The sequence below is a fragment of the Streptomyces sp. NPDC088157 genome (assembly GCF_044741545.1).
Classification (GTDB): Bacteria; Actinomycetota; Actinomycetes; order Streptomycetales; family Streptomycetaceae; genus Streptomyces.
Map to the genome: position 1 here is coordinate 165,333 of NZ_JBIUSU010000013.1, position 21,365 is coordinate 186,697.

Consider the following 21,365-nt stretch of genomic DNA (forward strand, 5'->3'; position numbering starts at 1 on the left):
CCGGTCCGGGCGAAGGGGTGGCTCACGCCGTCGGCAGCCACCCCACCTTCCCCGCCAGCAGCGCGTATCCCACGAAGGCCCCGATGTCGAGCAGGGAGTGCGCCACCACCAGGGGACCGACCCGGCCCCAGCGCCGGTAGAGGTAGACGAACACCACGCCCATCACCATGTTGCCGATGAAGCCGCCGATGCCCTGGTAGAGGTGGTACGAGCCGCGCAGCACGGAACTGGCCACGAGGGCGGTGCCCGGCGTCCAGCCCAACTGGCCCAGCCGGCGCAGCAGATAACCGACGACGATGACCTCTTCCAGGATCGCGTTCTGCATCGCGGACATGACCAGCACCGGATACTTCCACCACACGTCAGGCAGCGCCTCCGGCACCACCGTGAGGTTGAAGCCAAGACCTCGCGCAGCGAGATAGAAGGCGATGCCGGTGCTGCCGATCACCGCCGCGATCGCCGCACCGCGGCCGAGGTCCGGCCAGGGCCGGGTGCGGTCGAACCCCAGCGTCCGCAGCCCCCGGCCCTCGCGCAGCAGGAAGTGCGCGACGAGGGCCACCGGGACGAGCGCCGTGGCGATCCCGAACAGCTGCCAGGCGAGATCGAGCCATGGACGGCCTGGCGCGGCAGAGGCGTTGAGGGTCGCCGCCTGGTCCTTCAGACCTCCTGGCTTGGTGACCGATCCGACAAAACTGATCAGGGCCGACACACCGCTCGCACCAAGCGAAACACCCAGAACGAGCAGTGTCTCGTCACGGAAAATCCGTCGCGAGAGCTGTTCCCGCGGAAAAGAATCAGCCACCGACCCTGCCTCCACCTGCACACCTGCCTCCAGTTGCGTACACCCGCCGCATCCCCGTCGCTGCCTCGCCAGGGTCTCGGAAGAAGCGACGAGGATCCTGCGTGACAGACCGACCGGAGGACGGGCGCCGTACGGGGCGCACCTCCCTTTCGCAGGCCGTGCGGCGGAAATCCGCCAGGGGGGCCGACAGGGAAGGGCGCCACCGTCATGGGACGTCACAGCTTGCCCGATCGGTACGGGGCGGGCGGCAGCGACCCCCGCCCTCGTGTGCGCCGTCGCACCATGGCTTTCGCAACCGCCTTCGTGCTCGGGCTCGCCGGGGTGCCGCGGGGCCGTGCGCGGCGATCTGTTCTGCTTCGGCCTCTCCTGCCGGGACCATCCGGTACGGCTGACGTTGGCCGCCTCCACCACGGACATGGCTCCGACGCAGGCGGCCGGGGACGCCGAGCTCGACCTGTCGTGCCCGAAGGACGGCTCACCGCGGCTCGACCACCCCTTCACACCGGGTCGACAAGACGCGGCTGAGCACCCGGCGAAAGGCTGGCCGCGATCCGGTTCAGGACCTGGCCGCGCCGCCCCGACCAGCGGAAACTACATTAGGAACACGGCTTCCGGACGTCGCACCACGACGCCCCGCGAGCCCTGGTGACCGCGGCCGACGGCATCAGCCCGCAGCCGATCGCCGATCCGGCCGCCCGGGCGGCGTCGGACCCGCCGTGGAGGAGACGCCCCGGGCGGCATCTCCCGCATCACGCCGCTCGCCGAATCCTGGAAACCGACCCGCCCGGCCCCCTCATCACGTCTCGATATGCGCTACGCCGCGCGCCCGCCCCCACGCACCGCCACCCGCACCCGCACCGCCCGAAAGCCTCGCAACCTCGCCGACCACCCCTCACCCCAAGGGCACGACCTCGGGCAACCCCACGGGCCACGTGTGCACCGGCTCCCCGAGATGCATCAGCTCCGCGTACCGCCGCGTGGTCGCCGCCAGCGCCGCGTCCCGCGACAGCCCCGCCTCCAGGGCCCGGTGGAAGGTCGCCACCTGCCAGGTCGCCCCGTTGGTACGCCGTCGGCACCGTTCCTCGATGACCCCGAGATACAGATCGCGGTCGGCCGGTTCCACTCCCCACCCGTCCAGCCCGGCCTCGGCCAGCGGCAGCAGCTCGTCCCGTACGAGACTCACCGCGTCCACCTCGACCACGCCGCCCAGGCGGCCCCGCCGCGGCCACTGGAGCCGCGCCTCGATCCCGTACCGGCAGGCCGCGTCGAAGTTGGCGGCGGCGGTCTCGAACGGCAGCCGGGACCACACCGGCCGGGGCTCCTCCGCGAGGGCCCGGACGACGCCGTAGTAGAAGGCCGCGTTGGCGATCACGTCGGTCACGGTCGGCCCGGCGGGCAGGACCCGGTTCTCCACCCTCAGGTGCGGAACGCCGTCGGCGATGCCGTAGACGGGCCGGTTCCAGCGGTAGATCGTACCGTTGTGCAGGACGAGCTCGGCGAGCGACGGCACCCCGCCCGCCTCCAGGACCTCCAGCGGGTCCTCCTCGTCACAGATGGGCAGCAGCGGCGGGAAGAAGCGGAGGTTCTCCTCGAAGAGCTCGTACGCCGAGCCGATCCAGCGCTCCCCGAACCACGTCCGGGGCCGTACGCCCTGCGCCTGGAGTTCCGGCGGCCGGGTGTCGGTCGCCTGCTGGAACAGCGGGGGCCGCGACTCCCGCCACAGTTCGTGACCGAACAGGAAGGGGGAGTTGGCGCCGATGGCGATCTGCGCGGCGGTGACCGCCTGCGCGGCGTTCCACACCGCGGGGAAGCGGGCCGGCGTGACCTGGAGGTGCAGTTGCACGGAGGTGCAGGCCGCCTCGGGCACGATCGACTTCGAGGTGCACGACAGGCGCTCGACCCCGTCGATCTCGAGGGCGAAGTCCTCTCCCCGGGCGGCTACGATCTGGTCGTTGAGGAGGGTGTAGCGGTCGACCTCGGAAAGGTTCGAGGAGACCAGGTCGTCCCGGTCGAGAGTCGGCAGAATACCGATCATCACGATACCGGCGTCGACCTCGCCCGCCTTTCGATGGGCATATGCCAGTGACGTACGGAGTTCCTCCGCCAGCCGATCGAAAACCCGGCCGCCCAATCGATGTGGGGCTATGTTGACTTCCAGATTGAACATGGCGAGTTCTGTTTGGAAATCGCGGCTCGCGATCCTCTCCAGTACTTGCCCATTCAGCATTCTCGGCTGGCCGTCGGCACCCGCGAGATTCAGTTCGATCTCGAGCCCCATGAGGTTCTTGGGGCGGTCGAAGCGCTTCTGGGCCAGGAGCCGCTCGAGCCCCGTCAGACACCGCCGGAGCTTGTGCCGGTAGTCCTGACGATCGGACAGGTCGAACGCGCCTGCCACGACCTTTTCCCCCATCGAAGCGTCCCTCCTGGTGTGGGCGGGCCGATGTTCCCGGCCGCCGGATGATCCGGTCAGGTGGGATGATGCCCAGCCGTGCCGATCGATAACGCCCCGGCGCGACCCGGCACCCGCTACGCTGACCGAAAGCCACTGGCGGTGACCACTGGCACATTCACCCGGCATGCGGACGAGCGGCCTTTCACGAAATCTGGAACTCGTGAAAAACACCGACGGAAATGGGCCGACCGCTACGCGCGCATAAGCCGAGGTCATCGCCCTGCTACCCGCTCTGAATCGGGATGATTCGCCCCTGTCGTCGACCGGATGAACCCTTGCCGAGTATCCCGGGATCGACTAGACGAAACACAGTCTGAACACATGTCGTATAAACTCCGCGGACAAGGCAGAGAAGGTTGGCGCCCACGGTCGAAGGAGCCTGCCGTCAAGGTGACGGCAGGCCGCTCGCGCACCCCTGCACCCCCAGACTCCGGCCCCCGCCTCTCCGACCTGTCGAGAGTTGGCTGACAGCGCCGTCCGCCCATGCCCTCGCGCCACCGTGCCTGTCGAATGAGAGGCGACCCACCATGCCTTTGCATGTCCCCCCGGCTCCCGCGCCCGCCCTGCGCTCCGTCCTCATGGCACTCGGTTCCCCCACCGCGGTCCGCGAGGCTCGTACCCCCGCCCTGCGCACCGCTCAGGGCGACGCCACCCCCGAACTTCCCCTGCCCCTGCACGTCCTGGACCGGATCACCCCCGAAGGCGTGGCCGTGACCCGGCTGGCCGGCTGGCGCTTCCTGATCCGCTGCGGCGACCGCGCCGTGGCCGCGGCCGAAACCCGGCTCACCCCGGACGGCTGGGCGTTCTCGCACTTCTTCGAGGGCCCCTACATCGCCTCCACCGAGCGCGCCCTGCGCCAGGCCGAATCGACGACCACCCAGCCGCTCCAGGCGCGGCTGCTGTCGGTACCCGGGCTCTACATGCTCACCCTCTGGCTGCACGGCGACAGCGCCTCGGACGGCACCACCGGCCATCCGGCCCCGACCGACCTCCTGGTACCGCTGGCCCCGGCACCGCCCGGGATCGCCGCACACCGCGCGCACCGGGTCGCCGAGTTGCTTCCTCTGCTCACCCTCCGTGTCACACCTGCGACGCCACCGCTGCTCGGCTCACCGGCCTGACCGCTCGGGCACTCGACCGGTCGGTCCCGCCCCCGGCACCCCGTACCCCGTCACCGCGGCCCCGGTGGCGGGGTACGGCACGGTCCGGAGGCCCGGAATCCGCCCGGGTCCCGTCCGGACTAGCCCCATCCGGCCACCAGAAACCATCCGAAGTGACAGTGCGGTCGGGATGAACCGCCCGCGTGGGTGATGCGTCATGAACCTGTGAGAAGCGGTGCGGCCAAATCCCTGCGGATCGACCTCCGTGGGGCAACACTGGGTTCCGACGGACTTATCACAACGGGGGGCGGCCATGAACGAGGTTTCACGCCGCGGATCAGACACCACAGCCATCTCAGACCTCACGCCAGAGCGGAAGTTCCCATCCATGTGCCAGCACCAGCCACCGTGCCCGACAGCTACGTCAGCCGACCGGGAGTCCGCGCGCCTCATGGCGCACCACCCGGAGCAGGGCTGGAGCCTGCTGTGCAACGGCGTCCTGCTCTTCGAGGACACCGGTGAGCTCCTGCCGGACGGCCGGGTCATCGCCCCCCACCGGGTCGTGACCGCCGCCTGAGCACCGGCCGGACGGCGCGGGACCGCCGTCCGCAGACATGAGGGGCCGGCCGCGGACACCACCGCGAACCGGCCCCGACGCGTGTCCAGGGCCCCTCACTGCCTGTAGCCGCCCGGTCTCGACGTGATGCGTGCCCGGTACGTCTTCCCACGGCAGCGCGCTTCCCGGAAGACTCCTGGAAGTTTCGGAGCGGCGTCCGCAACCAGCCGACGGAGGTGGGGGAAGTGACAGCTGAGGACACGGTGCCCGCCTCTCGGGGCAGGATCACGATCACCGAGATCGCCCGCCGGGCCGGCGTCTCGGTTCCGACCGTGTCCCGGGTCGTCAACGGCCGCTCCGACGTCTCGCCGGGAACCCGGGCCCGGGTCGAGGACCTGCTGCGCCTGCACGACTACCGCAGGCGCCCCGCCACCTCCCGCACCCGCGCCTCGCTGCTCGACCTCGTCTTCAACGACCTCGACAGCCCCTGGGCGGTGGAGATCATCCGAGGGGTCGAGGAGGTCGCCCACGCGGCCGGGGCGGGCACGGTGGTGTCGGCGATCCACGACCGCTCGGGCGACGCCCGCGAGTGGATGCGCAACCTGCGCTCCCGCGCCTCCGAGGGCGTCATCCTCGTCACCTCGGCCCTCGAACCCGCCCTGCACGAGCAGCTGCGCGTCCTGGGCGTCCCGCTGGTCGTCGTCGACCCGACAGGCTCCCCCGCCGACGACACCCCCACCATCGGCGCCGCGAACTGGTCGGGCGGCCTGGCCGCCACCGAGCACCTGCTGTCGCTCGGTCACCGCAGGATCGGCCTGATCGCCGGTCCGCGCCGGCTGCTCTGCTCCCGCGCCCGCTACCACGGCTACCGGGCCGCCCTGGAGGCGGCCGGTCTCGCCGTCGACGAAACCCTCGTCGTCCCCGGCGACTTCCGCCCCGAGTCGGGTCTCACCGGCTGCACCGCCCTGCTGGGTCTGCCCGAACCGCCGACCGCCCTGTTCGCGGCCGGCGACCGGATGGCTCTCGGCGCGATAGAGGCGCTGCGTCGGCGCGGCCTGCGGGCCCCTGAGGACATGAGCGTGGTCGGCTTCGACGACCTGCCGGAAGTCCGCTGGTCGGCACCGCCGTTGACCACCGTCCGCCAGCCCCTCGCCGCAATGGGCGAACTCGCCGCTCGCACGGTCCTGAGCCTGGCCCGCGGCGAGCGCCCGGACTCGCCGCGGGTGGAACTGGGCACGGAGTTGGTGGTGCGTTCGAGCACCGCGCCGCCACGCGCCGCTAGCTGAGCGCCTCCCGGATCGCGTAGTACGCCGGCTTCGGCGCGAACTGCTCGTCCCAGGGCAGGGCCGCCCCCTCGCCGGGGAAGAAGGCGGGAATCCACGAGTACTTGTCCGTGTAGTCCCAGACCGTGATGCCGACGCACCGCCGCACCGCGAGGCACGTCTCGGTCATGTCCCGGTACCAGTCGGCCTGTTGGGCCAGCTTCTCGTCGGTCGCGGGCAGCAGCATCCGTACGTCGACCTCGGTGAGCGCGGTGTCCAGGCCGAGCTGGGAGAAGCGGCGGAGGTTGTCCTCGAGGGTCGTCGGATAGCCGTACTGGAGGGCGAGGTGCGCCTGGAGGCCGATTCCGTCGAGCGGGACGCGCTGGGCCTTCAGTTCTTTGGCCAGCGCGTAGTAGGCGTCGCTCTTCGGGCCGACGGCCTCGATGTTGTAGTCGTTGAGGTAGAGCTTCGCCTTCGGGTCGGCCTGGTGGGCCCACCGCAGGGCGTCGGCGATGTATCCGGGGCCGAGGGTCTTGTAGAAGACCGTCTCGCGGTAGGTGCCGTCCTCGTTGAACGCCTCGTTGACGACGTCCCAGGCGTAGACCTTGCCCCGGTAGTGGCGCACCTCGGTCTGGATGTGCTTCTTCAGGACGGCCCGCAGCTCGTCCGCCGTCCATTCCTTGTCGGTCAGCCAGCCGGGCAGCTGGCTGTGCCAGACGAGGGTGTGGGCGCGCACCTTCTGGTGGTGGTCGCGGGCGAGACCGACGATCTCGTCGCCGGCCGTCCAGTCGAAGACGCCCTGCTGTGGCTCGGTGGCGTACCACTTCATGCCGTTGCCCGGGGTGATCATGTCGAACTCGTCGCCCAGGATCCTCGTATAGGCGGAGTCGGTGAGTTCGGGGTTGTCGGTGGCGCTGCCGAAGTAGCGGCCGTGGCGCTGCGCCAGGTCGGCGAGGGTCGTACGCGGCTTTCCGTGCGCCGGGCCCTCGTGCGCCTGGGCGGCGGGTCCGCCGGCGACACCGGCGGCGACGAGGACGGCTGCGAGGGCTCCGGCGAGTCTGAGCCGGGTACGGGCGGCGGTGCTGGGCATGGTGCGACTCCTCACGGTAGGGGCGAGCCGTACGGGTCCGCGGGCGCGGGTCATCCCTTCGTGGCGCCGGCGGTGAGGCCGCCGACGAGCTGGCGCTCGGCGACGGCGTAGAAGGCCAGGGCGGGCACCATGGCCAGGACGAGATAGGCGAAGACGCGCGCGTACTCCGCGGAGTACTGGCCCTGGAACTGCTGGACGCCGATCGGGATGGTCCACCAGGTGGGCTCGTTGAAGACCAGCAGCGGCAGGAGGAAGTTGTTCCAGCTGCCCACGACGGCGAGGACGGAGACCGTGCCGAGGGCGGGCCTGGCCATGGGCAGCAGGATCCGCCAGAAGAAGCCGAGGGGCCCGCAGCCGTCTAGGGTGGCCGCCTCCTCCAGTTCGGCGGGGATCTCCCGGAAGAACCCGCGCAGGATGACGATGGTCATCGGCAGCCCGAAGGCGGCCTGCGGCAGGATCACACCGAGCGGGTTGTCCAGCAGGCCCATGGAGCGCAGCAGCAGGAACAGGGGCAGCGCCGCCACCGCGAAGGGGAACATCAGCCCCATCGTGAACAGGGTGAACAGCATCTCCCGGCCGCGGAAGGCGAACCGGGCGAAGGAGAACGCGGCGAGCGCGGACACCGCGACGACCACCACGGTCGTACCGGCCGCGATGAGCGTGCTGCTGCCGACGAGCTGCCAGAAGGAGCCGGAACCGAGGATGTCCGTGTAGTTGGAGGTGATCCAGGGGTCGGGCAGGCCGATGGGATTGCGGGAGAGCTGGTCGGTGGACTTGAAGCCGGACAGCACGGCGTAGACGAGCGGCACGCCCATCACCGCGCCGACGATCCCGAGGACGAGGTGCAGCGGCAGGGTCCGGGCGGTCCTGCGCGCCGTCCGGCCGGTCCCGTGAGCCGCTCGGCCGGTCTTGACGACGCTCACGAGCCGCCTCCTCGCATGGTCGTGGTGGCGCCCTGAAGGTCCCGGCGGAGCACGAACCGCTGGTAGGCGAGGGCGAAGACGAGACTGATGCCGAACATGGCCACGCTGATCGCGCTGGCGTAGCCGACCTGGTAGCGCTTGAAGCCGTACTGGAACATGGTCACGGCCATCGTCTCGGAGTGGTGGTCCGGACCGCCCGCGGTGACCACCCACACCAGGTCGAAGAGCTGGATCGAGCCGATGACCGACAGGAAGACGCTGATCCGCAGGGTCGGCGCGAGCAGCGGCAGGGTGACGTTGCGGAAGCGCTGCCAGGGGCCCGCTCCGTCGATCAGGGCGGCCTCGGTCAACTCGGCAGGGATGGACTGGAGTCCGGCCAGGTAGAGCATCATGTGGAAGCCGAAGTACTTCCACGTCATGACCAGGAAGAGGGTGGCCATGACGGTGGAGGGATCGGCGAACCACTCGCCGCCCACGCCGTCCAGACCGATCGCCCCCAGGACGTGGTCGGCGAGACCGTCGTCCGGGGCGAAGATCATGCTGAACAGCACGCCGGTGATCGCCTCGGAGAGGATGTACGGCGCGAAGAACAGCATCCGGTACACGGCCCGGCCGCGGATCCTCTGGTTGAGCGCCACCGCCAGGGCGAGCGCGAACGGCAGCTGGAGGACGAGCGAGAGCCCGACCAGAAGCAGACAGCGCCACAGGTCGCCCAGGAACACCGGGTCCTGGAAGAGCCGGGTGAAGTTGTCTCCGCCGATGTAGTCGTCGGGCATGCCGAAGCCGCCCCAGCGGAAGAACGAGGCGTACAGCGCGAACAGCATCGGCAGCAGCACGAGCGTGCCGAACAGCACCAGCGCGGGCACCTGGAAGCCGACGGCGGTGAGCCAGTGCCGCGCCCGCCGCCGCGTCCGGCTCCGGCCCGAACCGGCGGACGGGGGCGGCGGGCCGACGTCCGGGCCGCTGCGCTTGTCCGGAAGGAAGGTGGAGGTCATCGCCTGCTACTGCTCTTCCTTCGCGACCTTGGTGATCGACTCGGTGACCTGCTGTGGTGACTTGGACCCTGCGATGAGGGCGGCGACGCTGTCGTTGACCTCCTGGCCGAGGGCGGGCGCGTACGCCTGGTCGAGGTAGAGCTGGAAGCCGGTGGCGGCCTTCAACTGGGCCTGTACGGACTTGATGTTGGGATCGGTGATGGCGCTCTCGGCAGCCGGTACGACGGGCAGCACCCCGGTCTTCTTGACCAGTTCGGTGTCCGTGGCCGCGGAGGCGAAGAACTTCAGGAAGTCGACGGCGGCCTGCGGGGCGTCCTTGCGCAGGGCGTGCCCGCCACCCCCGCCGAACACCTCGGTGATCACACCCTTTCCGCCGTCCACCGCCGGGAACGGGAAGAAGCCGAGGTCCGCCCCGAGCCCCTTGCCCGCGTCGGCCTCCACCACGGGCGCCCACTGGCCCATGAGTTCCATCGCCGCCTTGCCGTTGCCCACCGCGGCTGCCTGGCCGGTGGGGCTGGAGTAGGCGGCGCCGAGGAACCCCTTCTGGAACGGCTGGAGGTCGACCAGGTCCTGGAGGTGCTGTCCGGCCTGGACGAAGCCGTCCCCGGTGAAGTCCTTGTCGTCCCCGGCCTTGCTCAGGGCGTCGACACCGGCGGTGCGCATCGCGAGGTACGCCCAGTAGTACATGCCGGGCCACTTCTCCTTGCCCGCCAGCGCGAGCGGCGTGATCCCGGCGGCCTTGAGCTTGCGCACGGCGTCGAGGAAGCCGCTCCACGTGGTGGGGGGCGCGCTGACGCCGGCCCGCTTGAAGAGGGCCTTGTTGTACCAGAACCCGATCATGCCGATGTCGAACGGGATGCCGTACGCCTTCTCGTCGAGCAGGTAGGGCTCACGGGCGACCGAGAGCAGGCCGTCGCCCCACTCCTTGGTCCTCTCCGTGAGGTCCTCGACGAGCCCGGCGTCGACCTGCTGTTTCAGGACACCGCCGCCCCAGGTGTGAAAGATGTCGGGCAGCTTCCCGGAGGCGGTCAGCGCCGTCATCTTCGACTTGTAGGCGTCGTTCTCCAATTGAACGATCTTGACTTTCACCTTGGGGTTCTGGGCCTCGAACTGCTTGGCCAGTCCGGCCCAGACGTCCTTGGTCGGCTGGGTGGTGGAGATGTTCCACCACTCGATGGTGGTCGTCCCCGACGACCCTCCGTCCGAGTCGCCGCCGCAGGCGCTCAGTGCCGTCATGCTCAGACCGGCCGCGGCGGAGGCCGCCAGAAAGCCGCGGCGGGAGAGTGCCGGGTCGCCCATCATGCGCTCCTTGATAGATCGAAAGTTTCGAACCAGATCCAGAAAGCTTCGCTGCTGCCGCACCCTAGAGACACCCTCCAACAGGTGGCAACCCCTTGAACACAGGCAATTCGAGGCTCTGTTCACGCAGGAAGACTCAGTGAGAGGTCCTAGGGCGTCGAAACATTCGGATTCATCGGCGAACATTACGAAGCGCATCGCGGCGACGCCGCTGCGGCCGGAAACAAACCCGTCGGCAGGTGACGCTGCGTGCCCGGCCTGCGACCAGTCTTAACGGAAGCTTGACGCCCTCCGGCCCGTGATCCAGGGGCCCAGGCGTCACTCTCCGCTTACGCTGATTCCGCCGTCCGCGTGATGGCCGAAACCACACGCTGAGCCGCATCAGGAGCACGCCGATGGCCACCACCGAGCACCCGCCTCCCAGCCGCCTGCGCGCCTGGATGCTGGAGGGCCTGTCCGACATGGGCAGGCACGGCGGCCCCCCGGGAGCACAGGCCGAACCCGAACCGGCGCACAAGGGCCAGCGCTGGTACCGGGTCATGTGCCTGACCGGTGTCGACTACTTCTCGACCCTCGGCTACCAGCCGGGCATAGCCGCCCTCGCCGCCGGCCTGCTCTCCCCGGTGGCGACGATCGTGCTGGTGATCGTCACCCTGGCGGGCGCTCTGCCGGTCTACCGGCGCGTCGCCGAGGAGAGCCCGCACGGCGAGGGCTCGATCGCGATGCTGGAACGGCTGCTGTCCTTCTGGAAGGGCAAGCTGTTCGTCCTGACCCTGCTGGGCTTCGCCGCCACCGACTTCCTGATCACCATCACCCTCTCCGCGGCGGACGCCTCCACCCACCTCGTCGAGAACCCACACCTGACCAGCACCCTGCACGACAAGCAGATGGTGATCACGCTCGTCCTCGTCGCCCTGCTCGGCGCGGTGTTCCTCAAGGGCTTCCTGGAGGCCATCGGCGTCGCGGTCGCCCTGGTCGTCGCCTATCTGGGCCTGAACGTCGTCGTCGTGGCCGTCGGTCTGTGGCATGTGCTCACCGAGGAGCATGTGGTCACCGACTGGACCGCCGCCCTGACCGCCGAGCACGGCAACGTGTTCGCGATGATCGGCGTCTCCCTGCTGGTCTTCCCCAAACTCGCACTGGGCCTTTCCGGCTTCGAGACCGGCGTGGCGGTCATGCCTCACGTCCAGGGCGACCCGGACGACACCGCGGAGGACCCCAGGGGCCGCATCCGGGACACCAAGAAGCTGCTGACGACCGCCGCCCTGATCATGAGCGTCTTCCTCATCGCCACCAGCTTCATCACCACCGTGCTGATCCCGGAGAAGGAGTTCGAGTCCGGCGGCCAGGCCAACGGACGCGCCCTCGCGTATCTGTCCCACGAATACCTGGGCAACGCCTTCGGCACGGTGTACGACGTGTCGACGATCGCCATCCTGTGGTTCGCCGGCGCCTCCGCGATGGCCGGGCTGCTCAACCTGATGCCCCGCTACCTGCCCCGCTACGGCATGGCCCCGCACTGGGCCCGTGCCGTCCGTCCCATGGTCATCGTCTTCACCCTCATCGCCTTCCTGGTCACCTGGATCTTCGACGCCGACGTCGACGCCCAGGGCGGCGCCTACGCCACCGGCGTCCTCGTCCTGATGTCCTCGGCCGCGATCGCGGTGACCATAGCCGCCCGGCGTGCCCGTCAGCGGGGCTGGACCGTCGGCTTCGCCGTCGTCTCGGCGGTCCTGCTCTACGTGACCGTCGTGAACGTCATCGAGCGCCCGGACGGCGTGAAGATCGGCGCCTGTTTCATCGCCGGGATCATCCTGGTCTCGCTGCTGTCCCGGCTGGCCCGCGCCTTCGAGCTCCGCGTGACCAGCGTGACGCTGGACGACATGGCGGAACGTTTCATCCGGGACATGGCCAGCCGCAAGATACGGTTCATCGCCAACGAACCCGACCAGCGCGACAAGGCCGAGTACCGCGAGAAGATCGAGCAGATCCGGCAGGACAACGACATCCCCGGGGAGGATTTCGTCTTCCTCGAGGTCACCGTCGTGGACCCGTCCGAGTTCGAGGCCGGACTGACCGTGCGCGGCGAGGTCCTCCACAACCGCTACCGCGTCCTGACCCTGGAGTCCTCGTCCATCTCCAACGCCCTGGCCGCGCTGCTGCTGCACACCCGTGACACCACCGGCTGCATCCCGCACATCTACTTCGAGTGGACCGAGGGCAACCCGTTCGCGAACTTCCTGCGCTTCTTCCTCTTCGGCCAGGGCGAGGTCGCCCCGGTCACCCGGGAGGTCCTGCGCGAGGCCGAACCGGACCGCGCCCGCCGCCCCCGCGTCCACACGGGCTGACCCCGTCCCGGCCCGCCGCCCCGGCACCGTCAGGCTTGCGCACCCGTCCACTCGCAGGACGTCAAAGACGACGCAGACCTACGCATACCCCGCAAAAGATGCCCGGCGGCCTACCGTTGTCGCCCATGAGCCTGAGCATCCGCAACCAACTCCCCGGCACCGTCACCGCCGTCCAGCCCGGCGAGGTCATGGCCACCGTCAAGATCCGCCTGGACGGTGGCCAGGACCTCACGGCGGCCATCACCCTGGAGGCCGTGCGCCAACTCGGCCTCACCGCCGGCACCGCCGTCCACGCCCTGGTGAAGTCGACGGAGGTCTCCCTGGCCACGGGCCGGGTCGACGGCCTGTCGATCCGCAACCGGCTCAGCGGCGCGATCACCGGCCTCGTGACCGGCGGCGTCATGGCCTCGGTGAAGATCTCCATGGACGGGGGCGAACTCATCGCGGTGATCACCAGGGAGGCGGCCATCGACCTCGGTCTCTTCCTGGGCTCCGACGTGGTGGCGCTGATCAAGGCGACCGATGTGTCCCTGGCGACGCCGTAGAGCGCGTGAGGGCCCCCGCCCGGCACGGACGGGGGCCCTCACGCTCGCTCAGTCCTCGTAGGCGTCCAGCGGCGGGCACGAGCACACCAGGTTCCGGTCGCCGAAGGCCTGGTCGATACGGCGCACCGGCGGCCAGTACTTGTCGGCGGCCGACACCCCGGCCGGGAAGACGGCCTCCTCACGCGTGTACGCGTGCTCCCACTCCCCGCCCAGCGCGGCCGCGGTGTGCGGGGCACCGCGCAGCGGGTTGTCCTCGGCCGGCCACTCGCCGGCCCCGACCTTCTCGATCTCCGCCCGGATGGCGATCATCGCCTCGCAGAAACGGTCCAGCTCGATCAGGTCCTCGGACTCGGTCGGCTCGATCATCAGCGTCCCGGCCACCGGGAACGACATCGTCGGCGCGTGGAACCCGTAGTCGATGAGCCGCTTGGCGACGTCGTCGACGCTCACGCCGGTCGCCTTGGTCAACGGCCGCAGGTCGATGATGCACTCGTGCGCGACCAGCCCGCCCGGCCCGTTGTAGAGCACCGGGTAGTGCGGCTCCAGCCGCTTGGCGATGTAGTTGGCGCTCAGCACGGCGACCTGCGTGGCCCGCTTGAGCCCCTCGCCGCCCATGAGCCGCACATACGCCCACGAGATCGGCAGGATCCCCGCGGAGCCCCAGGGGGCGGCGGAGATCGGTCCCACTCCGGTCTCCGGCCCGGCGGCGGGCTGGAGCGGGTGGTTCGGCAGGTAGGGCGCCAGGTGCGACCGTACGGCGACGGGTCCGACACCCGGGCCGCCGCCCCCGTGAGGGATGCAGAACGTCTTGTGCAGGTTCAGGTGCGAGACGTCCCCGCCGAAGTGCCCCGGCTTGGCGAGCCCGACGAGCGCATTGAGGTTGGCGCCGTCGACGTACACCTGCCCGCCCGCCTCGTGCACCTGCGCGCAGATGTCGGCGACGTGCTCCTCGAACACTCCGTGCGTCGACGGATAGGTGATCATCAGCACCGCGAGCTCGTCACGGTAGCGCTCGATCTTCGCCCGCAGGTCCTCGACGTCGATCTCGCCGTCCTCGGCGGTCTTGACGACGACGACCTTCATGCCCGCCATCACGGCACTGGCCGCGTTCGTGCCGTGCGCGGAGGACGGGATGAGGCACACGGTCCGCTGCTCGTCCCCGTTGCCCCGGTGGTATCCACGGACGGCGAGCAGCCCGGCCAGCTCGCCCTGCGAGCCGGCGTTCGGCTGGAGCGACACCCTGTCGTACCCGGTGACCTCCGCGAGCCGCTCCTCCAACTCACGGATGAGCGTCAGGTAGCCCTGCGCCTGCTCGGCCGGCGCGAAGGGGTGCAACTGCCCGAACTCGGGCCAGGTGACCGGCTCCATCTCGGTGGTCGCGTTGAGCTTCATGGTGCAGGAGCCCAGCGGGATCATGCCCCGGTCCAGCGCGTAGTCCCGGTCGGCCAGCCTGCGCAGATAGCGCAGCATCGCGGTCTCGGAGCGGTGCTGGTGGAACACGGGGTGCGTGAGGATCGCGTCGGACCGCAGCAGCCCTTCGGGCAGCGTCTCCTCGGTGGACGCGTCGAGCGACTCGATGTCGCCGTCCACCCCGAAGGCGGCCCAGACGGCGGCCACCTGGGCCCGCGCGGTGGTCTCGTCGCAGGCGATCGACACGTGGTCGGCGTCGACGAGGTACAGGTTGACCCCGTGCTCCCGCGCGGCGGCGAGGACCTCGGAGGCCTTGGCCGGCACCCGCACGGTCAGCGTGTCGAAGTACGACCCGTGCACGACCTCGACGCCGCCGGCCTCGAGCCCGGCGGCCAGGATCGAGGCGTACCGGTGCGTACGCCTGGCGATCGCGCGCAGTCCGTCGGGGCCGTGGTAGACGGCGTACATCCCCGCCATCACCGCCAGCAGCACCTGCGCCGTGCAAATGTTGCTGGTGGCCTTCTCGCGCCGGATGTGCTGCTCACGCGTCTGCAGCGCGAGCCGGTAGGCCCGGTGTCCGTCGGCGTCCACGGACACGCCGACCAGCCGCCCGGGCAGGCTGCGCGCGAACTGCTCGCGGACGGCCATGTAACCGGCGTGCGGCCCGCCGAAACCCATCGGCACGCCGAACCGCTGCGTCGTACCGACCGCGATGTCCGCCCCCAGCTCGCCCGGCGACTTCAGCAGCGTCAACGCGAGCAGATCGGCGGCGACGGTGACGAGCGCGCCGAGCCCGTGCGCCTGGTCGACGATCGCCTTGAGGTCGCGTACGGCACCGGAAGCGCCGGGGTACTGGACGAGCACGCCGTTGATCTCCCGCGCGGCGATCTCCGCCGGAATACCGTCGCTCAGATCGGCGACGACGATCTCCACGCCCGTCGGCTCGGCGCGGGTCTCGATCACGGCGATGGTCTGCGGCAGCGCGTCGGCGTCGATGAGGAAGAGGCCCTTCTTGTTCTTCCCCATGCGCCGGGACAGTGCCATCGCCTCGGCGGCGGCCGTGCCCTCGTCGAGCAGCGACGCGCCGGACGTCGGCAGCCCGGTCAGGTCCGCGACCATGGTCTGGAAGTTCAGCAGCGCCTCGAGCCGGCCCTGCGAGATCTCCGGCTGGTACGGCGTATAGGCCGTGTACCAGGCGGGGTTCTCCATGACGTTGCGCAGGATGACGGGCGGCGTGAACGTGCCGTAGTAGCCGAGTCCGATCATCGGGTCGAGGACCTGGTTGCGGTCGGCCAGCGAGCGCAGTTCGGCCAGCACCTCGGCCTCGGTCCGGGCGCCCGGGAGATCCAGCGCGTCGGCGTTCTTGATGACGTCCGGGACCGCGGCGGCGGTGAGCTCGTCGAGCGAGCCGTAGCCGACCTGCGCGAGCATCTTGGCCCGCGCCTCATGGTCGGGCCCGATGTGGCGCTGTTCGAAGGGGATTCCCTGCTCGAGCTCGGCGAGCGGAATGCGATGGGCGGTCATTACGGAGGCCTCCTGGTCTGACACGACCTTCGAGGGTCACCACTGTGGGTACCCGGACGGCCTCCCCCTCTGTCATCTCAACCTGAGAGCTTCACCGGCCGTCCGAGGACGCCCGGCTTTCACCGTCGGTGAGAGCGGGAACCGTCGACGCCGTCGGCACCCGCCCTGCTTTCCAGAGTGACCTCGTCCGTGCGGTACGTGAGCCTGAGAGATTCCGGGGAGGATTTGCTCCTTCGGCGCCCTCCGATGATGTCCGGAGGACTCTCCCGCGCGGTGTCAGCAGCCGTTGTCAGACTACCAGCGGGGTCAACGGGACTCGCTCGAGTGGCCGCCCATCCCAATGTGCTCTTTTGTAGTGCTTACGGATGAGTTGCGACCAAGTGGAGGGCCCGTGCAGACCGACATCGATCCGCGCAACCTGATCGGCCGCAAGGCGTTCGACCGCAACGGCACCAAGATCGGCACCGTCGACGAGGTCTACCTGGACGACGCCACCGGCGTACCGGAGTGGGCGGCCATACGCACCGGTCTGTTCTCCCGCGACGCCTTCGTCCCCCTCGAGCCCAGCCGACTGGTCGAGGGCACCCTGCGCATCCCCTTCGAGCGGGCCTTGATCAAGGACGCTCCCGACTTCGGCGTCGGCCGTCACCTCTCCCCGGAACAGGAACTCCAGCTCTACCACCACTACGGCCTGGACCTGGGCACCCCTCCCCCGCTCCCCGACCACGACTTCGGCCGGCTGGCGGGCACCGACGACAGCTGAGCCCCTCGGACACAGGCCCGTATCAACGCTCCGAGAATCCCGGCAGGGTCGTACAACGGCCGGGCTCCGTCCGTGACGACTCTGCGCGTGCCGGCGTCGACGGGATCGGTCCGCGCCCAGTGGGCGGAACCGACGCCCACCTCGACCTCCAGACCGGAGCCGGTGAGACACCGCCACGCAATAAGGGGCCCCTGGACCCGGATCGCCTCCCCCAGGGCCGGCTCACGCGTCCACACGTCGTCCTCGGCGTACCTGGCAGGGGTGGTCGACAACACCACGAGGTCCAGGTCGGGGCCGGGACGCGCGGCCCCACGCGCAGAGGCACCGACGAGAAGCAGCCCCACCACGTCACTCCGGTTCGCGGCCCACCGGGTCACCCGGTCCACCGCCCGCCGCATCTCGGCTCCCCGCTCCGGCGACACCCCCGCCGGCTCCGCGAACCGACCTCCGTGCAGTTCCATACAGTTCCTCATCCGTCACCGGCGTCCCCTCGCGGGAACACCACCGCTCCGACTCACCCCGCACTTCGAACCACTTCACTCTGTGTAACTGATCCGCCTCACAGAGAGTTCCCGAACTCCACTGCCGGTGATTCCGCTTCCGGGCCGAGCGGTCCGGGCGCTCCCCCGGAATGCGCCCCGCCGCCGTCATCCGGCCTCCGCCGCACCAGCGGCAACGGCTCCGCCGGCTCGAGCCCCGGATCGTCGGTGCGGAAGGTCCGTACCCGTCCCGGCTCCGACTCCGGCGTCTCGAACCGCACGGTGACCCGGCCCAGCCCGCTCCCCTGCACCCATCCGTGACCGAGCTCGGCATGCCGGACGTCGTTCCCCGGGCGCCACTGGTGCTCGACCGGAACCGGTACCTCGACGACGGGTTCATCCACGACTTCCTCCTCGGGCCCGTCCGCCCGGCCCTCCGCGGCCTGCGCGAACAGATCTTCCTGTGTGAAGTCCGCCAGCCCGCTGACCCCCACCCCGAGCAGTCGCACGCCACCCGTCGTGTCCACGGAGTCCAGCAGCCGGGCCGCCGCCTCCCGGATCACGGCCGGGTCGTCGGTGGGCCCGCGCAGGGTCTCGGAGCGGGTGAGCGTGGAGAAGTCGTACCGCCGCACCTTCAGCACGATGGTCCGCCCCGACAGACCCGCCTCCCGCAACCTGCGCACGCAGCGGTCCGCGAGCCGCTGCACCTCCAGCTCCACCCGGATCCGGTCATGGATGTCCACGTCGTAGGTGTCCTCGACCGACACCGACTTCGTCTCCCGCTCGGCCACCACGGGCCGGTCGTCGCGGGCCAGGGCCATGGCGTAGAGCGCGTGCCCGTGCGCCTTGCCCAGCAGCCGCACCAGCTCGTCCTCGCCGGCCTCGGCGATCTCGTCGATCGTGGTGATTCCCGCCCGTCGCAGGTGGTCCCCCGTCGCCGGGCCGACTCCCGGCAGTGTCCGCACCGACAGGGGGCCGAGCAGGGCCCGCTCGGTCCCGGGCTCGATGAGCACCAGCCCGTCGGGCTTCGCCTGCTCCGAGGCGATCTTCGCCAGCATCTTGCAGGAAGCCAGACCCACCGAACCCGTGAGCCCGGTGACGGCCCGTATGTCCGCGCGCAGTCTGACGCCGGCGAGCCGCGCCGACTCACTGTCCCAGGCCGCTCCCCCGGCATCCAGGTCCACGAAGGCCTCGTCCAGGCTGAGCGGCTCCACCAGCGGCGACAGCGCCCGCAGAAGTCCCATGACCTGCTCGCTGATCGACCGGTAGAACGCGAAGCGCGGCACCAGATACGCGGCGTTCGGAGCCCTCCGACGCGCCTGGGCCATGGGCATCGCCGAGTGCACCCCGAAGACCCGCGCCTCATAGGAGGCGGTCGCCACCACTCCACGCGGCCCCAGACCGCCCACGACCACGGCTTTCCCGCGCAGGCTCGGCTTGGACGCCTGCTCCGCCTGAGCGAAGAAGGCATCCATGTCGAGATGCAGGATCGTGGGCGCGTTTCTCACATGTCCGATGCTGCACCACGCCACTGACAATGGCGTCGTACAGCCCGTCCGCCCCGGGCGGGAAGTCTCAGACCGCCCGGTTGCGCCGACGTGCCAGTTCGTCCGCCGGGTTGTGCCCGACGAGCGTCTCCCCGGTGTCCACGCGCTCCCCGTGCAGCTGCGACAGCGCGTTCTCGACGTCCCGCCACACGACGCCCACGGCGATGCCGAAGATGCCCTGACCGCCCTGGAGCAGCGCGTGGACCTCGTCCGGCGAGGTGCACTCGTAGACCGTGGCGCCGTCGCTCATCAGCGTCATGCGCTCGAGGTCACTGAACCCGCGCTCGCGTAGATGCTGCACGGCGCTGCGGATGTTCTGCAGCGACACCCCGGTGTCGAGGAACCGCTTGACGATCTTCAGGACGACGACGTCCCGGAAGCTGTACAGGCGTTGCGTGCCGGACCCGTGCGCGGGCCGCACACTCGGCTCTACGAGCCCGGTGCGCGCCCAGTAGTCCAGTTGCCGGTAGGTGATGCCCGCGGCCGCGCAGGCCGTCGGACCGCGATAGCCGATCTGCTCGGACGCCATGGACGTCGCCCCTCCGCTGCTCGGCACGGCCGCCGCTCGCTGTGGGGCGTGATCGGCCGCACTGCTCTGCTGGGGATACCCCCTGCTCGAGCGCGGTTGAGAGCTTGGGGATGGGTACGGACCGCTCCCCCCGAAACCGAGTCCGGGGGCACCCCCAGCCGTACCGTCGCCGCTGCTTCTCACGCCGACCTCCGTCCTTGACCTGCCTTGTCGACGGTAGGCAGTCACCAGGGGTGCGTCAACGATCGCCACACTCGGCACGCCGAGTGATAATCACCCTGAGAGTGGTTTCCCGCACCCCACCGCGGGGAAAGGCTAGCCGAATGCGCTGAGAAGTAGCCGTAGGACGCTCTCACTCGCCGGTGGCAATTGCCCAAAACCGGGCGGGCGCCCCTCGTGCGGGACGCCCGCGGTCAGCCCACGTGCCGGCTACTGGTTGCTGCTGCCGAAGTCCTCGGGCGAGATCTGGTCGAGGAACTCGCGGAACTTCTCCACCTCGTCCTCCTGCTCGTCCGGGATGGCGATCCCCGCGTCATCGAGGACCGTGTCACTGCCGTAGATCGGTGTTCCCGTACGCAGCGCCAGCGCTATGGCGTCCGACGGACGCGCGCTCACCTCGACCCCGCTGGCGAAGACCAGCTCCGCGTAGAAGACGCCCTCCCGCAGGTCGGTGATGCGCACCTCGGTGAGCTCCTGGCCGACGGCTTCCAGCACGTCCTTGAACAGGTCGTGGGTCAGCGGTCGCGCGGGAGCCATGCCCTGCTGGGCGAAGGCGATGGCTGTCGCCTCCCCCGGTCCGATCCAGATGGGAAGGTAGCGGTCGCCTCCCACTTCACGCAGCAGCACGATCGGTTGGTTGGAGGGCATCTCGACCCGGACACCTACGACATCGAGCTCGTTCACACAGCAACCCTAGGCCGTGCCCGGGACGTTTGGGTAGTCGGGCCGGGAACGGGTGACCGATCCGCCCAGGGCGAAACCGCCCGCTCAGGGCAGTCGTACCCCGAGCGCCGTCTGCACCAACGCCGCGTGCAGCCGGACCGTGAGCCCCGCGAGCTCCTTCGTACGCGCCTCCGCGTGCGCCCTGGTCTGCGGATTGCGATGGCGCCTGAGCGGCGCCACCACCTGATCCACGAGCCCGGCCTCCCGATCGGCCGCCGCCTTCATGACCCGCAGATGCCGGGGCTCGATCCCGAACCTGCCCAGCTCGGCCACGAGCGCCGCCACCGTGGCCGCCTCCGCGTCGTAGACCCCGTCCTCCAGCGGCACGACGAGACCGTACGACTCCCACTCCTCGAGCTCCGGCTCCCCGATCCCCGCGGCCGCCAACAGCTCGGACCGGCCGATCCGGGCGACGGTGGGCCCGTCCGGCGGCTCCGGAGCGGCCTCACCGTCCCGCTGCCGGCCCACGGTCGGCAACGGCGCGGCCTCACCGCGCTCCATGGCGTCCAGGTGCTCGCGGATGACCTTGAGCGGCAGATAGTGGTCCCGTTGCATCCTCAGGACGTGCCCGAGGCGCTCGACGTCCTGCACGCTGAACTTCCGGTACCCCGACGGGGTCCGCTGCGGCTCGATGAGCCCTTCCGACTCCAGAAAACGGATCTTGGAGATGGTCACTTCGGGAAACTCGTCACGGAGCGCGTTCAGCACGGTGCCGATGCTCATCGGACCACCGTCCGTGGCGGCGGTGCCGTGTCCGACACCGCCCCTCGGTGTTTGAAGCATGGACCTTCCCTGGGGA

Annotated in this window: 17 protein-coding genes and 1 riboswitch; of the genes, 6 read left to right on the top strand and 11 right to left on the bottom strand. The window is 70.0% G+C overall.

The genetic code is table 11. The features are described from left to right. Nucleotides 1–22 precede the first annotated feature (22 nt). Together ACIPFH_RS39400 and ACIPFH_RS39405 are read right to left on the bottom strand one after the other, a co-directional pair. Nucleotides 23–823, bottom strand: a complete 801-nt coding sequence (locus ACIPFH_RS39400) for a CPBP family intramembrane glutamic endopeptidase (protein WP_401834260.1) — start codon at nucleotides 821–823, stop codon at nucleotides 23–25. An 871-nt stretch (nucleotides 824–1,694) separates the two neighbouring features. Next, nucleotides 1,695–3,212, bottom strand: a complete 1,518-nt coding sequence (locus ACIPFH_RS39405; protein WP_401834262.1) for a glutamate--cysteine ligase — start codon at nucleotides 3,210–3,212, stop codon at nucleotides 1,695–1,697. 569 nt (nucleotides 3,213–3,781) lie between these two features. Between ACIPFH_RS39405 and ACIPFH_RS39410 the strand changes: the two genes are divergently transcribed. From ACIPFH_RS39410 to ACIPFH_RS39420, 3 genes are all read left to right on the top strand, one after another. After that, nucleotides 3,782–4,375 carry a hypothetical protein gene (locus ACIPFH_RS39410; protein ID WP_401834265.1) on the top strand — a complete coding sequence of 198 codons (594 nt, stop codon included), beginning with the start codon at nucleotides 3,782–3,784 and terminating at the stop codon, nucleotides 4,373–4,375. A gap of 367 nt (nucleotides 4,376–4,742) precedes the next feature. Next, entirely contained in the window at nucleotides 4,743–4,931 is a 189-nt protein-coding gene (locus ACIPFH_RS39415) for a DUF5999 family protein (protein WP_171396006.1), read from the top strand. A gap of 224 nt (nucleotides 4,932–5,155) precedes the next feature. Then, on the top strand, nucleotides 5,156–6,196 hold the full coding sequence (locus ACIPFH_RS39420; RefSeq protein WP_401834268.1) for a LacI family DNA-binding transcriptional regulator: 1,041 nt from the start codon (nucleotides 5,156–5,158) through the stop codon (nucleotides 6,194–6,196). Here the strand turns inward: ACIPFH_RS39420 and ACIPFH_RS39425 are convergent. From ACIPFH_RS39425 to ACIPFH_RS39440, 4 genes are all read right to left on the bottom strand, one after another. After that, nucleotides 6,189–7,262, bottom strand: a complete 1,074-nt coding sequence (locus ACIPFH_RS39425) for an endo-1,4-beta-xylanase (RefSeq protein ID WP_401834271.1) — start codon at nucleotides 7,260–7,262, stop codon at nucleotides 6,189–6,191. The two genes, ACIPFH_RS39420 and ACIPFH_RS39425, sit on opposite strands and share 8 nt — an antisense overlap. A 50-nt stretch (nucleotides 7,263–7,312) precedes the next feature. Continuing rightward, nucleotides 7,313–8,077 carry a carbohydrate ABC transporter permease gene (locus ACIPFH_RS39430; protein ID WP_401834316.1) on the bottom strand — a complete coding sequence of 255 codons (765 nt, stop codon included), beginning with the start codon at nucleotides 8,075–8,077 and terminating at the stop codon, nucleotides 7,313–7,315. A 104-nt stretch (nucleotides 8,078–8,181) separates the two neighbouring features. Then, nucleotides 8,182–9,180, bottom strand: a complete 999-nt coding sequence (locus ACIPFH_RS39435; protein WP_401834274.1) for a carbohydrate ABC transporter permease — start codon at nucleotides 9,178–9,180, stop codon at nucleotides 8,182–8,184. Nucleotides 9,181–9,186: 6 nt separating this feature from the next. Continuing rightward, on the bottom strand, nucleotides 9,187–10,479 hold the full coding sequence (locus ACIPFH_RS39440; protein ID WP_356258051.1) for an extracellular solute-binding protein: 1,293 nt from the start codon (nucleotides 10,477–10,479) through the stop codon (nucleotides 9,187–9,189). 395 nt (nucleotides 10,480–10,874) lie between these two features. On the opposite strand from ACIPFH_RS39440, the gene ACIPFH_RS39445 reads away from it, so the two are divergent. Together ACIPFH_RS39445 and ACIPFH_RS39450 are read left to right on the top strand one after the other, a co-directional pair. Continuing rightward, on the top strand, nucleotides 10,875–12,827 hold the full coding sequence (locus ACIPFH_RS39445; RefSeq protein ID WP_401834276.1) for an amino acid transporter: 1,953 nt from the start codon (nucleotides 10,875–10,877) through the stop codon (nucleotides 12,825–12,827). A gap of 125 nt (nucleotides 12,828–12,952) precedes the next feature. Next, nucleotides 12,953–13,372, top strand: a complete 420-nt coding sequence (locus tag ACIPFH_RS39450; RefSeq protein WP_401834278.1) for a molybdopterin-binding protein — start codon at nucleotides 12,953–12,955, stop codon at nucleotides 13,370–13,372. A 48-nt stretch (nucleotides 13,373–13,420) separates the two neighbouring features. Here the strand turns inward: ACIPFH_RS39450 and gcvP are convergent, their stop codons facing one another. After that, a complete protein-coding gene (gene gcvP, locus ACIPFH_RS39455; RefSeq protein ID WP_401834280.1) occupies nucleotides 13,421–16,306 on the bottom strand; it encodes an aminomethyl-transferring glycine dehydrogenase in 2,886 nt (961 codons plus the stop codon). A gap of 182 nt (nucleotides 16,307–16,488) precedes the next feature. After that, a riboswitch (glycine riboswitch) is annotated at nucleotides 16,489–16,585 on the bottom strand. A gap of 112 nt (nucleotides 16,586–16,697) precedes the next feature. Between gcvP and ACIPFH_RS39460 the strand changes: the two genes are divergently transcribed. Beyond that, nucleotides 16,698–17,069, top strand: coding sequence for a PRC-barrel domain-containing protein (locus tag ACIPFH_RS39460; RefSeq protein WP_401834281.1), 372 nt, complete (start codon nucleotides 16,698–16,700; stop codon nucleotides 17,067–17,069). Nucleotides 17,070–17,628: 559 nt separating this feature from the next. Here the strand turns inward: ACIPFH_RS39460 and ACIPFH_RS39465 are convergent. From ACIPFH_RS39465 to ACIPFH_RS39480, 4 genes are all read right to left on the bottom strand, one after another. Then, nucleotides 17,629–19,056 carry a DNA polymerase IV gene (locus ACIPFH_RS39465; protein WP_401834284.1) on the bottom strand — a complete coding sequence of 476 codons (1,428 nt, stop codon included), beginning with the start codon at nucleotides 19,054–19,056 and terminating at the stop codon, nucleotides 17,629–17,631. Between the two features lie 67 nt (nucleotides 19,057–19,123). Further along, nucleotides 19,124–19,807, bottom strand: coding sequence for a MerR family transcriptional regulator (locus ACIPFH_RS39470; RefSeq protein ID WP_356261363.1), 684 nt, complete (start codon nucleotides 19,805–19,807; stop codon nucleotides 19,124–19,126). A gap of 246 nt (nucleotides 19,808–20,053) precedes the next feature. Continuing rightward, nucleotides 20,054–20,527 (bottom strand): bifunctional nuclease family protein, encoded by a 474-nt coding sequence (locus ACIPFH_RS39475; RefSeq protein WP_030833746.1) that lies wholly within the window; start codon nucleotides 20,525–20,527, stop codon nucleotides 20,054–20,056. A gap of 84 nt (nucleotides 20,528–20,611) precedes the next feature. Continuing rightward, complete coding sequence (locus ACIPFH_RS39480; RefSeq protein WP_401834286.1) at nucleotides 20,612–21,349, bottom strand: MerR family transcriptional regulator; 738 nt, start codon at nucleotides 21,347–21,349, stop codon at nucleotides 20,612–20,614. Nucleotides 21,350–21,365: the final 16 nt, after the last annotated feature.

Excerpts from the sequence above, each read along its gene's own strand:
- ACIPFH_RS39450 (WP_401834278.1), top strand. The coding sequence starts at position 12,953 with ATGAGCCTGAGCATCCGCAACCAACTCCCCGGCACCGTCACCGCCGTC.
- ACIPFH_RS39440 (WP_356258051.1), bottom strand. The coding sequence starts at position 10,479 with ATGGGCGACCCGGCACTCTCCCGCCGCGGCTTTCTGGCGGCCTCCGCC.
- ACIPFH_RS39405 (WP_401834262.1), bottom strand. The coding sequence starts at position 3,212 with ATGGGGGAAAAGGTCGTGGCAGGCGCGTTCGACCTGTCCGATCGTCAG.
- gcvP (WP_401834280.1), bottom strand. The coding sequence starts at position 16,306 with ATGACCGCCCATCGCATTCCGCTCGCCGAGCTCGAGCAGGGAATCCCC.
- ACIPFH_RS39430 (WP_401834316.1), bottom strand. The coding sequence starts at position 8,077 with ATGGGCGTGCCGCTCGTCTACGCCGTGCTGTCCGGCTTCAAGTCCACC.
- ACIPFH_RS39410 (WP_401834265.1), top strand. The coding sequence starts at position 3,782 with ATGCCTTTGCATGTCCCCCCGGCTCCCGCGCCCGCCCTGCGCTCCGTC.
- ACIPFH_RS39435 (WP_401834274.1), bottom strand. The coding sequence starts at position 9,180 with ATGACCTCCACCTTCCTTCCGGACAAGCGCAGCGGCCCGGACGTCGGC.
- ACIPFH_RS39480 (WP_401834286.1), bottom strand. The coding sequence starts at position 21,349 with ATGCTTCAAACACCGAGGGGCGGTGTCGGACACGGCACCGCCGCCACG.
- ACIPFH_RS39425 (WP_401834271.1), bottom strand. The coding sequence starts at position 7,262 with ATGCCCAGCACCGCCGCCCGTACCCGGCTCAGACTCGCCGGAGCCCTC.
- ACIPFH_RS39445 (WP_401834276.1), top strand. The coding sequence starts at position 10,875 with ATGGCCACCACCGAGCACCCGCCTCCCAGCCGCCTGCGCGCCTGGATG.
- ACIPFH_RS39415 (WP_171396006.1), top strand. The coding sequence starts at position 4,743 with ATGTGCCAGCACCAGCCACCGTGCCCGACAGCTACGTCAGCCGACCGG.